This window comes from Isoptericola sp. NPDC060257 (genome assembly GCF_042726645.1).
Lineage (GTDB): Bacteria > Actinomycetota > Actinomycetes > Actinomycetales > Cellulomonadaceae > Isoptericola > Isoptericola nanjingensis.
In genome coordinates this window covers 1-11807 of the sequence record NZ_JBHXAW010000121.1, presented here as the reverse complement: position 1 = coordinate 11807, position 11807 = coordinate 1, and the positions used below count along the sequence as shown (strand labels likewise).

General features: G+C 73.0%; 12 protein-coding genes. 7 read left to right on the top strand and 5 right to left on the bottom strand.

Annotation, left to right across the window (positions count from 1 at the left end):
* Positions 1 to 53: 53 nt before the first annotated feature.
* From ACFWEK_RS11685 to ACFWEK_RS11670, 4 genes are all read right to left on the bottom strand, one after another.
* The gene (locus ACFWEK_RS11685; protein ID WP_430554149.1) at positions 54 to 1370 is read right to left on the bottom strand and encodes an aminotransferase class I/II-fold pyridoxal phosphate-dependent enzyme; all 1317 of its coding nucleotides are present in this window, start codon (positions 1368 to 1370) and stop codon (positions 54 to 56) included.
* A gap of 64 nt (positions 1371 to 1434) precedes the next feature.
* Positions 1435 to 1953 carry an SRPBCC family protein gene (locus ACFWEK_RS11680; protein WP_430554148.1) on the bottom strand — a complete coding sequence of 173 codons (519 nt, stop codon included), beginning with the start codon at positions 1951 to 1953 and terminating at the stop codon, positions 1435 to 1437.
* Positions 1950 to 2888, bottom strand: coding sequence for a hypothetical protein (locus ACFWEK_RS11675; RefSeq protein WP_430554147.1), 939 nt, complete (start codon positions 2886 to 2888; stop codon positions 1950 to 1952). The genes ACFWEK_RS11680 and ACFWEK_RS11675 overlap by 4 nt, the downstream gene beginning before the upstream one ends.
* Complete coding sequence (locus tag ACFWEK_RS11670; protein WP_430548465.1) at positions 2885 to 3388, bottom strand: OsmC family protein; 504 nt, start codon at positions 3386 to 3388, stop codon at positions 2885 to 2887. The genes ACFWEK_RS11675 and ACFWEK_RS11670 overlap by 4 nt, the downstream gene beginning before the upstream one ends.
* Before the next feature lie 216 nt (positions 3389 to 3604).
* Between ACFWEK_RS11670 and ACFWEK_RS11665 the strand changes: the two genes are divergently transcribed.
* Positions 3605 to 4351, top strand: coding sequence for an SDR family oxidoreductase (locus ACFWEK_RS11665; RefSeq protein WP_430554146.1), 747 nt, complete (start codon positions 3605 to 3607; stop codon positions 4349 to 4351).
* A gap of 10 nt (positions 4352 to 4361) precedes the next feature.
* Positions 4362 to 5279 carry an RNA polymerase sigma factor SigJ gene (gene sigJ, locus ACFWEK_RS11660; protein ID WP_430554145.1) on the top strand — a complete coding sequence of 306 codons (918 nt, stop codon included), beginning with the start codon at positions 4362 to 4364 and terminating at the stop codon, positions 5277 to 5279.
* On the opposite strand, the gene ACFWEK_RS11655 is transcribed toward sigJ, so the two are convergent.
* Positions 5261 to 6649 carry an NAD(P)/FAD-dependent oxidoreductase gene (locus ACFWEK_RS11655; protein WP_430554144.1) on the bottom strand — a complete coding sequence of 463 codons (1389 nt, stop codon included), beginning with the start codon at positions 6647 to 6649 and terminating at the stop codon, positions 5261 to 5263. The genes sigJ and ACFWEK_RS11655 overlap by 19 nt on opposite strands.
* A 238-nt stretch (positions 6650 to 6887) precedes the next feature.
* Here ACFWEK_RS11655 and ACFWEK_RS11650 point away from each other — a divergent pair, with 238 nt between their 5' ends.
* From ACFWEK_RS11650 to ACFWEK_RS11630, 5 genes are all read left to right on the top strand, one after another.
* Positions 6888 to 7691 (top strand): thymidylate synthase, encoded by an 804-nt coding sequence (locus ACFWEK_RS11650; RefSeq protein WP_430548469.1) that lies wholly within the window; start codon positions 6888 to 6890, stop codon positions 7689 to 7691.
* A 13-nt stretch (positions 7692 to 7704) separates the two neighbouring features.
* On the top strand, positions 7705 to 8223 hold the full coding sequence (locus ACFWEK_RS11645) for a dihydrofolate reductase (protein ID WP_430554143.1): 519 nt from the start codon (positions 7705 to 7707) through the stop codon (positions 8221 to 8223).
* A 352-nt stretch (positions 8224 to 8575) separates the two neighbouring features.
* Positions 8576 to 9556, top strand: coding sequence for an ABC transporter permease (locus tag ACFWEK_RS11640; protein ID WP_430548471.1), 981 nt, complete (start codon positions 8576 to 8578; stop codon positions 9554 to 9556).
* The gene (locus ACFWEK_RS11635; RefSeq protein ID WP_430548472.1) at positions 9556 to 10230 is read left to right on the top strand and encodes a YesL family protein; all 675 of its coding nucleotides are present in this window, start codon (positions 9556 to 9558) and stop codon (positions 10228 to 10230) included. The genes ACFWEK_RS11640 and ACFWEK_RS11635 overlap by 1 nt, the downstream gene beginning before the upstream one ends.
* Before the next feature lie 14 nt (positions 10231 to 10244).
* A complete protein-coding gene (locus ACFWEK_RS11630) occupies positions 10245 to 11759 on the top strand; it encodes an extracellular solute-binding protein (RefSeq protein ID WP_430548473.1) in 1515 nt (504 codons plus the stop codon).
* Positions 11760 to 11807: the final 48 nt, after the last annotated feature.

Below are 11807 nucleotides of genomic sequence, written 5' to 3'. Positions count from 1 at the left end.
GCCCCGTTCCGCGTCGGAACGGGGCCACCGTCACACCCCCGACGGAGGGCAGTTCAGGAGCCGGCGGCCTCCGCCGCGGCGAGCAGGATGCAGGTGGCGACGCCGTCCATCGCGACGCGCACCTCGTCCAGCGGGGGCATCGTCGGCGCGAGGCGCAGGTTCCGGTCGTCCGGGTCCTGGTGGTACGGGAAGGTGGCGCCGGCCGGGGTGAGCGCGATGCCGGCCTCCTTGGCGAGCTGCACGACGCGCGCCGCGGTGCCCGGGACGACGTCGACGGAGACGAAGTAGCCGCCGTCGGGCCGGGTCCAGGTGGCGACGCCGGCGTCGCCGAGCCGCGCGTCGAGGATGTCGACGACGGCGCGGAACTTGGGCGCGAGGATCTCGCGGTGCTTGCGCATGTGGGCGCGCACGCCGGCGGCGTCGCGGAAGAACTGCGCGTGCCGGAGGTGGTTGACCTTGTCCGGGCCGATGGAGCGGATGCCGAGGTGCTTCGTGAACCAGGCGACGTTGGCGGGCGACGACGCGAAGAACGCGACGCCGGAGCCCGCCAGGGAGATCTTCGACGTCGACGCGTACAGGAGCACGCGGTCGGGGTTGCCGGCCTCGGCGGCGAGGTCGATCGCGTTCGCGGACTTCGTCTCGTGCTCCGTGAGGTGGTGCACCGCGTAGGCGTTGTCCCAGAAGATGCGGAAGTCGGGGGCGGCGGCGGGCATCGACACGAGGCGCCGGGCGACGGCCTCCGAGACGACCGAGCCGTCCGGGTTGGCGTACGTCGGCACGACCCACAGGCCCTTGATCGTCGGGTCGTCGGCGACGAGCGCGGCGACGGCCTCGGCGTCGGGGCCGTCGGGCGTCATGGGCACGGTGACCATGCGGATGCCCAGCTCCTCGCAGATCGCGAAGTGCCGGTCGTACCCGGGCACGGGGCAGACGAACGTGATCTGCTCCTCGCGGGACCAGGGGCGCTCGGAGCCCGGCACGCCGAACAGCAGGGCCTGCACGATCGTGTCGTACATCAGCGTCAGCGAGGCGTTCCCCTGCGCGAGGAGCTGGGCGACGGGCACGCCGAGCAGCTCGGCGAAGATCGCGCGCAGCTCGGGCAACCCGGCGAGGCCGCCGTAGTTGCGCGTGTCCGTGCCGTCCTCGGCCGTGTGGTGGCCCTCGCCGGGCAGGGCCAGCAGGGCCTCGGAGAGGTCGAGCTGCTCGGCGGACGGCTTGCCCCGCGTCAGGTCGAGCTTCAGGCCGCGGGCCTGCAGGTCGGCGTACTGGCGGCGCAGGTCGTCGAGCCTCTCGGCGAGGTCGGCGGCCTGGGCGGTCGGGGTGGTGGACGACGGCGCGGTGGAACCCTCGGTGCTCACCCCACGGACCATACCGGCCGCGGGTCGGGGGCGGCAGGGCGTCCCACGACGGCGGGGCGCCGGTTGCCGCGACCGGTCAGCGCCGGCGGTCGAGCGCCCGCGCGAGCCGGCCGAGCGAGAGGCGCATGAAGCCCCGCAGGGCGACCCCGACCAGCGGCGCGGTGACGGCGCGGGGGAGCGGGCCGGCGAGGTAGGCCTCCTCCCACCACACGACGCGGCAGCGGCCGGCGTCCATCGGGACGACGTCGAAACCCGCCTCGCCGAGCAGCACCGGCCCGAGCTTGCGCAGCCGGGTGCGGCCGACGCGCGCCGCCGCGGTGGAGGGTCGTTCCAGCTGCTCCACGACCATCCGGTCGACGACCACGAGGCGTCCCAGCGCGGCACCGGGGTCGCGGCGCGCGCCCGGGCCGCTCGCCATCGTGTAGCGGTCGCCGACCTCGGGGCCGGGCCCGGCCGTCCCGTCGAGCCGGGTGGCGACCATCCACCGCGGGTGGGTGCGCAGGTCCGCCACCCAGGCGAACGCGACGGACGCCTCCACCGGGACGACGCGTGCCACCTCGACGTGGTGGACGCGGGGCGTGGCGGGCGTCGTCACGAGCCGTCGTCCTCCGGGGTGCGGTCGCGCCCCTTGCGGCGCGGCAGCCACCGGCTCGGCGACGTGCGCCGGGCCGCGTCCAGCGCGCGCAGCGTCGGGACGTCGTCGCCGGGCTCGAGCACGAGCTCCGCGACGCGGGGGAAGTGCTCGGGCGGCGGGCCGAACGCACGCCGCGACTGCGCGACGACGCCGTGGCCGAGCGCGCGCCCGCCCGCGATGCCCACGACGAACCCGACGCCGAACGGCAGCAGCCGACCGAGCGCGAGCGAGCCCTGCTTGGCGACCTGTCGCTTGAGGAACTGGCGGGCGAGCGTCTTGTTGACCCGCTTGATCGTCGTCTGCGGCATGGACGTGAGCAGCACCTTGCCCCACGCCACGGAGGAGCCGCCGATCGCGTTCTCGACGTCCTTCGCGCCCCGGTCGCCCAGCACGGTCGCCAGGAGCAGCGCGCGACGGCGCGGCACGTCGTCGATCTCGATGCCGTGCACGTCGGCGACGGCGAGCGCGAACGCCGCCGACGCCCCGAAGAACGTCGCCACGTCGCCCGTCGTGAGGGCCGTCGCGGCCGCCGTCCCGACCGACGGCGCTGCGGCCGCCGCGCCCACGGCGCCGCCCGCCGTGGCCAGCAGCGTCAGGTACTCCTTCTCCAGGATCCGCACGATCCCGGCCGGGTCGGCCTCGGGGTTGCGCGCCCGCAGGCGGTCCACGTGCTTGTGGATCGCGGCGGACGGGATCGTGACCGCCCGGTCGAGGAGCGCGTCGAGCAGCGGCGTCGGCCGGTACCGGGCCCACTCCTCGCGGCGCGTGGCCGGGTCCCGGACCTCGGTGACCTCGTCGCCCGTCCCGTCTCCCGGCACGTCCGGGCGCACGACCTCGTCGCCCGGCGCCGTGCCCTCGCCGCCCGTGCCCTCGCCACCCCTGCCGCGCCCTGTCACGACGCGGCTTCCTCCGCGTCGTCCTCCGCGTCGCCGGCCGGCTGCTCGAAGACCGCCGGCGGCACCAGGGCGCCCGCCTTGAGGGTGCGGCCCACGGTGCAGGCCCGGTCGATCGAGCGCTGCGCCAGCAGCAGGGTCTTGTTCCGCGTGGCCTCGTCGAGCCCCGACAGGTCGATCTCGAAGCGCTCGGTGAGCACCGGGTAGCGGTCCTCGTCCATGTCCTTCGCGTCCTCGACCCGGATCACGGCCTCGTACGCCTCGCCGAGCACCCGGGCGAACTTCGTGTCGCTGCTCATCCCCGCGCACGCGGCCAGCGCGATCTTGAGCAGCTCGCCGGGCGTGAAGACGGCGCCCGCCTCCACGGGGCCGATCTCCACGCTCGCGCCGCGGGCGGTGTGCCCGCGGTAGGTGCGGTTGCCGGTGCGCTCCACCCACAGCGGGTCGGTGGGCGACGGCGTCACGGGGGCTGCGGTGTCGGGCGCGGTGCTCTGGTCCGTCATGAGGCGATCCTCCCACTGGTCTCGCGATGGTCGCCCGGGGGTGTCCGGGCGGTCCGGAGAAGAACGTGCGGGCATGGTGGGAGATTCCGGTGTGACCGGGATCACCGCCGGGGGCCTGTCACGGACCGCCGCCGTCCTCGGTCGACAGGGTGTCGGGCCGCCACCGGGCCGCCCGCCGCAGGGACACCTCAGAAGCACCGCAGAGAGGACAGGCTCATGAAAATCGTGGTCGTCGGTGGGACAGGACTGATCGGGACGCAGGTCATCGCACACCTCACGGAGGCCGGGCACGACGCGGTCGCCGCTGCGCCCAGCACGGGCGTGGACACCCTGACCGGCGAGGGCGTGGACGCGGCGCTCGCGGGCGCCGACGTCGTCGTGGACGTGTCGAACTCGCCGTCGTTCGCGGACGACGACGTGCTGCGCTTCTTCACGACGTCGACGCGCACGCTGCTCGACGCCGAGAAGCGCGCGGGCGTGCGGCACCACGTCGCGCTCTCGATCGTGGGCGCCGACCGCAACCCGGACTCCGGGTACCTGCGGGCCAAGGTGGCGCAGGAGGAGCTGATCCGCTCCGGCGGCGTCCCGTGGACGGTCGTGCGCGCCACGCAGTTCTTCGAGTTCGCGCCGCGGATCGCCGACGGCGCCACGGTCGACGGCGTGGTGCGCATCCCGCCCGTCGGGTTCCAGCCGATCGCGTCGGCGGACGTGGCGCGGTTCGTGGCCGAGGCGGCCGCGGGGGAGCCGCGCGACGGCGTGCTCGACGTCGCCGGCCCGGAGCGGGTGCGGTTCGACGAGTTCATCGCCGGCGCGCTCGGGGCGTCGGGAGACGCCCGCGAGGTGGTGGCCGATCCGGCCGCGCCGTACTTCGGGGCCGTGCTCGCCGACGACTCGATCGTGCCGCGGGGCGACGCCCGGCTCGGCGCCGTGACGTACGCGGACTTCGCCGGGGCGCGGGCGTAGCGTTGGCCGCATGACGTCGCGTCCCGACGCGCCCGAGCGCCCCGGCCCCCTCGACGACACCGAGGGCGCCGGGGCGCTCGACGCGTTCCTCGCCGTCCGGCCGCGGCTGTTCGGCATCGCCTACCGGATGCTCGGGGGCGTCGCGGAGGCGGAGGACGTCGTGCAGGACGCCTGGCTCCGCTGGCAGGGCACGGACCGCGACCAGGTCCGGAACCCGGCGGCCTTCCTCACGACCGTGACGACGCGGCTCGCGATCAACGCGGCGACGTCGGCCCGCGCCCGGCGGGAGACGTACGTCGGGCCGTGGCTCCCCGAGCCGGTCGACACCTCCGACGACCCGGCGCTGGGTGCGGAGCGGGCCGAGGCCCTCGAGCTCGCGACCCTGCTGCTCATGGAGCGGCTCACGCCGGTGGAACGCGCCGTGTACGTGCTGCGGGAGGCGTTCGGCTACCCGTACGGGCGGATCGCGGAGATCCTCGACCTCACCGAGGCGAACGCGCGCCAGCTCGCCCGCCGGTCGCGCGACCGGCTCGGCACGCGCGAGGCGGTGCCCGTCGACCCCGGCGAGCACCGGCGCCTGCTCGACGAGCTCGTGGCGGCAGCGCACGAGGGCGACCTCGCGCGCTTCGAGCGCTACCTGGCCGACGACGTCGTCGCACGGCCCGACGGCGGCGGGCGGGTGCACGCGTCGCGCGTCGAGCTCGTCGGCCTCGCGCGGGTGTCGCTCTTCCTCGACAACGTGTGGCGCAAGTTCTGGGACGCCGGCACGGTGCGCGCCGTCGAGGCGAACGGCCTGCCCGCCGTCGTGGTCGACCTGGACGGCGCGCCGTTCGCGCTCCTCGCGCTCGACGTCGTCGACGGCCGCGTCGAGCACGTGTATGTCCAGGTCAACCCCGACAAGCTGGCGGGCTACGCCACGGCCTCCTGAGCGGAGTCGTCCTGAGCGGCCCTCGCTTCGTCGTCGGGCGTGTCGTCGGGCGTGGTGGCCGCGGCGAACGCGGCGCGGGGCGTCTGCACCGACGCGAGGGAGACGACGTCGCGCCCGAAGGCCGCGGCGGTGAGCCAGACCGCGAGCACGCGGGCCTTGCGCTCCCACGTCGGGACGGCGAGCAGGTGGTAGCCGCGGTGGACGAGCCACGCGAGCCGGCCGCGCACCACGATCCCGCGGGACTGGAAGATGCCCGACCCCAGCCCCAGCGTGGCGATGACGCCGAGGCTGCCGTGCACGTAGGGCCGCGTGGGGCGCCCGTGCAGGCTCGCGACGAGGTTGCGCGCCAGGCGCCGGCCCTGCCGGACGGCGTGCTGCGCGTTGGGCACGGCCAGCGCGCCGGGCCGCGCGACGGCCAGGTCGGGCACGGCGGCGCCGTCGCCCGCGGCCCACGCGTCGTCCACGGGGGAGTCGTCGGTGCCGACCCGGAGGTCGGGCCGCACGACGACGAAGCCGCGGCGGTCCACCGGCAGGTCGGTGTGCGTCGCGACCACCGGGTTCGCGGCGTTGCCCGCCGTCCACACCAGCAGCCCGGACGCGAACTCCTCGCCGGTCGAGAGGCGGACGACGCCGCCGACCGCGGACTCCAGGCCCGTGCCGAGGTGCACGTGCCCGCCGCGGCGCTCGAGCTGCTCCACGACCCACCTGCCCGGGCGGTCCGTCACCTCCGGCAGGATGCGGTCGCTCAGCTCCACGAGGTGGAACCGCAGCTCGGCGGCGTCGATCTCCGGGTACCGGGGGAGCAGGTCGTGCGCGAGCGACAGCAGCTCGCCGAAGCCCTCGACGCCGGAGAACCCGCCGCCGACGAACGTGACGGTCAGCAGCCGCTCCCGCTCCGGCCCGTGCGGCAGGCTCGCCGCACGGTCGAACGACGTCAGCAGCCGGTCGCGGATGGCGACCGCCTCCTCGACGTGCTTCATCCCGATGGCGTGCTCCGCGACGCCGGGGACGGGGAAGACGCGCGTCACCGCGCCCGCCGTCACCACGACCGTGTCGTAGGGCAGGCGGTACGTCTCGCCCGAGCGGGGCCGCACGACCACGGTCCGGTCCGCGTGGTCCACCCGCACCACCGACCCGTCGACCAGCCGTGTGCGGCGCAGGTGGCTGCGGTGGGCCACCGCCGCGTGCCGCGCCTCGACGGACCCGGCCACCACCTCCGGCAGGAACGGCTGGTACGTCATGTACGGGCGCGGGTCGACGAGCACCAGCTCCACCTCCCCGCGCCGCAGCTCCCGCCGCAGGCCCTTCTCCAGCTCCCGGGCCGTCGTGAAGCCCGCGTAGCCGCCACCGACGATCACGATGCGTCGCATCACTGCCTCCTGTGCCGCGCCCGTCGGGCGCTCTCACCACGTCGACCGAGCAGCGGCTCGTGGCGTGACGGAGGCGGGGTGTGACGTCCGAGACGTCGGCGCGGCAGTTCCGGCTCAGGGCGGCAGCTCGAACTGCCGACCCGAACTCGGACTGCCGCCGTGGACGCCGGTCCGGGCTCCGCAGCGACGCGCCGCCGCGGCGCCGCCGGCGGTGTCGCGAGGGTCGTAGGGTTGCCGCATGGCTGCGATCCCCACCCCCTACGAGGACCTGCTCCGCGACGTGCTGGAGCACGGCACGCACAAGGAGGACCGCACGGGGACGGGCACGCGCAGCGTGTTCGGGCGCCAGCTCCGCTACGACCTGCAGCAGGGGTTCCCGCTGATCACGACCAAGCGGGTGCACCTCAAGTCGATCGCGTACGAGCTGCTCTGGTTCCTGCGCGGCGACTCCAACGTGGGGTGGCTGCAGGAGCACGGCGTGACGATCTGGGACGAGTGGGCGTCGCCGGAGGGCGAGCTGGGCCCGGTGTACGGCGTGCAGTGGCGGTCGTGGCCGACGCCGGACGGGCAGCACGTCGACCAGATCGCGGGCGTGATCGACCAGATCAAGGTCGACCCGGACTCGCGCCGCCTCATCGTGAGCGCGTGGAACGTGGCCGAGCTCGCGGACATGGCGCTGCCGCCCTGCCACCTGCTGTTCCAGTTCTACGTCGCGGACGGGAAGCTGAGCTGCCAGCTCTACCAGCGCTCCGCCGACCTGTTCCTCGGCGTGCCGTTCAACATCGCCTCGTACGCGCTGCTCACGCACATGGTGGCCGCGCAGACCGGCCTCGAGGTGGGGGAGTTCGTCTGGACGGGCGGCGACTGCCACGTCTACGACAACCACGTCGAGCAGGTCCGCACCCAGCTGGAGCGCGACCCGTACCCCTACCCGACGCTCCGCCTCGCGCCGCGCGACTCGATCTTCGACTACGCGTACGAGGACATCGAGGTGCTCGGCTACCAGCACCACCCGGGCATCAAGGCCCCGGTCGCCGTCTGACCCCGGCGACGACGTGATCGGTCTGATCTGGGCCCAGGCTCGCGACGCCGCGGGCCGGCCCGTCATCGGCGCCGCGGGCGAGATCCCCTGGCGCGTGCCGGAGGACTTCGCGCACTTCAAGGCGACGACCGCAGGGCACCCCGTCGTCATGGGGCGCCGCACCTGGGAGTCGCTGCCGCGCCGCCCGCTGCCGGGGCGCACCAACGTCGTCGTGACGCGGCGGCCCGGCTGGTCCGCCGACGGCGCGGTCGCCGCCGCCTCGATCGACGACGCCCTGGCGCTCGCCGCCGCGGCCCCCGGCGGGGACGAGGTCTGGGTGATGGGCGGTGGCGAGGTCTACGCCGCGACCCTGGCGCTCGCCGACCGGCTCGTCGTCACCGAGATCGACCTGGCGGTCGAGGGCGACGCGTTCGCCCCCGCCGTCGATGCGCTGACCTGGGAGATCGCCGACGACGGCGCGTGGGCGACGTCGTCCGGCCCGGGCACCCTGCGCCATCGCGTGCGCACGTACACGCCCGTCCGCGCGAGGTGATTCGAGCCGTGCCGAGGTAGTACCGGTTCCCGGTGCCCCGGTACTACCTCGCCGTGACCGGTACCACCTCGCCGTGACCGGTACCACCTCGCCGTGGCCGGTAACTCCCTCGGCGCGGGGCCTGCTGTCTCGCCCCGCGACGGGTGCTGCCCTGGGCGGTCTCGCGCTCCCTCGGCGGGCGCCAGATCACGATCTCGACACCGATCGGTGGAAGGCGCTTGCCGATTCCGGGACCTGTCCGGTACCTTTCCGAGAAACCGGTTACCGGCGCGTTTCACCAGGAGCGCGGACAGCTCGAGGACGAGCAGAGGGGCACGCCAATGGTGGTTGTGATGAACGAGGGGACGGCGCGATGAGCGCGGTCACCGCCGCGAAGACCGCGGCTCCGACGACGCCGACGTCCGGTGGCAGCGTGCCCGCGCCCCCGCGCCGCAAGCGCGTGCCGGCGCTGTGGAAGCACAAGGCGCTCTACCTCATGGCAGTGCCGGGGATCCTGTACTTCATCCTCTTCAAGTACGCGCCCATGGGCGGGCTCGTCATCGCCTTCCAGGACTACCTGCCGTTCCTCGGCATCGGCGGCAGCCCGTGGGTCGGCTTCGACCACTTCGTGCGCTTCTTCTCCGAGGACACGTTCTACGTCCTGCTGCGCAACACCCTGATGATCTCGCTGGGAATGCTGATCTTCTCGTTCCCGGTGCCGGTCATCCTGGCGCTGCTGCTCAACGAGGTCCGCACGAAGTGGTTCCAGCGCAGCATCCAGTCGGTCGTCTACCTGCCGCACTTCCTGTCGTGGGTGATCGTCGTCTCGATCTTCTACGTGCTCCTCACGACCGACGGCGGGTCCGTCAACAACCTGCTGGTCTCGTGGGGCTTCGACCCGGTCCCGTTCCTCACCGATCCCGACTGGCTCCGGCCGATGTACATCTTCCAGGAGATCTGGAAGGGCGCCGGCTGGGGCACCATCGTCTACCTCGCCGCGATGACCGCGGTCGACGTCCAGCTCTACGAGGCGTCCGAGCTCGACGGCGCGGGCCGGATGCGCCAGGCCTGGCACATCACGCTGCCGGCCATCCGGCCCACCATCATCGTGATGTTCATCCTCGCCATCGGCGACTTCCTGGAGCTCGGCTTCGAGCACATGTTCCTCGTGATGAACTCCCTGAACCGCGACGTCGCCGACATCTTCGACACCTACGTGTACACGGCGGGCATCGAGAACGGGCAGCTCAGCTACGCGGCCGCCGTCGGCCTGTTCAAGGGTCTCGTCGGCCTCGTCCTCGTGGTCTTCGCCAACCGCCTCGCCAAGCGGTTCGGCGAGGAGGGCGTCTACTGATGTTCTCCTTCGAGGGCTTCGTGCGGATCGACGCGATCTGTCGCGGCATCTTCCGGGTCGCGGCCCTGAGCGTGCTGTGGCTGGCGACGACGATCCTCGGGCTCGGCCTGCTCGGGTTCGGCCCGGCGTCGTACGCGACGGCGAAGTCCGTGGACCGCTGGCTGCGGCACGGCGAGACGCCGCCGCTCGCGCGCACGTTCGTGGCCGACGTCCGCGAGCGGACGGGCGAGGCGATGCTCGCCGGTGCGATCGTCCTCGGCGCGGGCGGCGTGATCGTCACCAACGTCTTCCTCGCCCCGACGTGGATCCTGCAGGCGGTCAACGTGCTGGCGCTCGTCGTGCTCGGTGTCGCCGCCGCCTACGTCTTCCCCGTCATGGCCGCCACCGACATCGCCACGACGGGGCGCCGGTTCGCCGCAGCGCTGCTCATCGGCTTCGGCTCGCTGCACTGGACGATCATCGGCGCCGCCGCCGTCGGCGCGGCCTGGTGGCTGCTGTGGACGTACGCCACCCCGCTGCTCCTGCTCTTCGGGGCCGGGCTCCCGGCGTTCGTCGTCGGTCTGGTCACCCGCATCGTCTTCCGCCCCCTGGAGGAGTCCCCGGAGGCCCCGGGCTCCACCCACCGTTCCTTGCACCACCCGATGATCTCGCCTGCGACGGAGCAGGTGTCATGAGAGGAGCAGTACCCATGCGCAAGACCCTGTTCGCCAAGGGTGCGGCCGCGGCCGCGGTGGCCGCGCTCGCGCTCACCGCTTGCGGCAGCAACGGTTCGGGCGACGACGACGGCGGCACGGCCGACGACAGCCCGATCACCTGGATGTCGATGCTGCACACCCCCGTGACGCCGGACGCGGACGGCCCGATCCAGACGGCCCTGGAGGAGTACACCGGCCAGGAGTTCAAGATGCAGTGGGTCCCGGACGCGTCGAAGGAGGAGAAGATCAACTCCGCCCTCGCGTCCGGCCAGCTCGCCGACATCGTGTCGCTGACGGTCACCGACAGCACGACCGTGCGCCAGGCGCTCAAGGCCGGGCAGTTCTGGGACGTGGAGCCCTTCCTGAAGGACTTCCCGAACCTGGCGAAGATCGACCCCGACACCCTCGAGGCCGCCAAGCTGGACGGCAAGCTCTACGGGGTCCCGTTCCAGAAGATCAAGGCGCGCTACGGGGTCGTCGTCCGCCAGGACTGGCTGGACAACCTGGGCCTGGAGACGCCGCACACGATCGAGGACCTGGAGAAGGTCGCCGTCGCGTTCACGAAGGACGACCCGGACGGCAACGGCAAGGACGACACCACCGGGTTCATCGACCGCGAGGAGAGCTTCCTCGTCGGCTTCCGCTCGCTGACCGGGTACTTCGGCGCGGGCGACAAGTTCTCCGTCGACGACTCGGGACAGGTCCACGCCGCGTTCGCCAGCGACGAGTTCAAGCAGGCGATGGAGTGGTACCGCGGCGTGTACGAGCAGGGCGCGGTCAACCAGGAGTTCGTCACGGTCCAGAAGACGAACCAGCAGGACGCCATCGCGCGCGGCAAGGGCGGCATCGTCGTCACGGGCCTGTTCGAGGCGAAGAACTACGTGGCCCTCGCCGAGAGTGCCGACCCGAAGACGCCGATGAAGTGGGCGCTCATCAACGACATCACCCACGACGGCCAGCCGCACCACATCATCACCGACACCGGTGGCGGCATGGGCGGCTGGCTCGCCCTGCCGAAGTCCGAGGTGAAGGACGAGGCCGAGGTCAAGAAGGTGCTCGGCTTCCTCGACAAGCTCCTCGACGAGGAGCCGTTCGGTCTCATGACCAACGGCATCGAGGGCACGCACTACTCGATCGACGGCGACGGCGTCGTCACGATCGAGGACCAGACCGCCTGGGAGCAGGAGGTGCAGCCGTACTCCTCCTCGCGCCCGTCGGAGAAGGTGACGACCTTCAAGAGCTCGTCGCCGTACGTGGACGAGGCCAACGAGAAGATGGCCGCGCAGGAGCCGGACGCCGTCATCAACCCGACGCAGTCGCTGAGCTCGGAGACCTTCGACCGTCAGTGGTCGACGATCGAGGACAAGGCGATGGACGCCTACAACCGCTACCTCACGGGCCAGATCGAGATGGCCGACTACGAGGCGGTCGTCGAGGACCTGCGCGGCCAGGGCCTGGACGACATCGAGGCGGAGTTCACCGCGGCCTACGCCAAGGTGAACGGCTGACCTTCCCGACGCGGTGAGCGGGCGTCCGGCCCCCGAGAAGGCCGGACG

Excerpts from the sequence above, each read along its gene's own strand:
- ACFWEK_RS11655 (WP_430554144.1), bottom strand. The coding sequence starts at position 6,649 with ATGCGACGCATCGTGATCGTCGGTGGCGGCTACGCGGGCTTCACGACG.
- sigJ (WP_430554145.1), top strand. The coding sequence starts at position 4,362 with ATGACGTCGCGTCCCGACGCGCCCGAGCGCCCCGGCCCCCTCGACGAC.
- ACFWEK_RS11640 (WP_430548471.1), top strand. The coding sequence starts at position 8,576 with ATGAGCGCGGTCACCGCCGCGAAGACCGCGGCTCCGACGACGCCGACG.
- ACFWEK_RS11635 (WP_430548472.1), top strand. The coding sequence starts at position 9,556 with ATGTTCTCCTTCGAGGGCTTCGTGCGGATCGACGCGATCTGTCGCGGC.
- ACFWEK_RS11630 (WP_430548473.1), top strand. The coding sequence starts at position 10,245 with ATGCGCAAGACCCTGTTCGCCAAGGGTGCGGCCGCGGCCGCGGTGGCC.
- ACFWEK_RS11670 (WP_430548465.1), bottom strand. The coding sequence starts at position 3,388 with ATGACGGACCAGAGCACCGCGCCCGACACCGCAGCCCCCGTGACGCCG.
- ACFWEK_RS11650 (WP_430548469.1), top strand. The coding sequence starts at position 6,888 with ATGGCTGCGATCCCCACCCCCTACGAGGACCTGCTCCGCGACGTGCTG.
- ACFWEK_RS11685 (WP_430554149.1), bottom strand. The coding sequence starts at position 1,370 with ATGGTCCGTGGGGTGAGCACCGAGGGTTCCACCGCGCCGTCGTCCACC.
- ACFWEK_RS11665 (WP_430554146.1), top strand. The coding sequence starts at position 3,605 with ATGAAAATCGTGGTCGTCGGTGGGACAGGACTGATCGGGACGCAGGTC.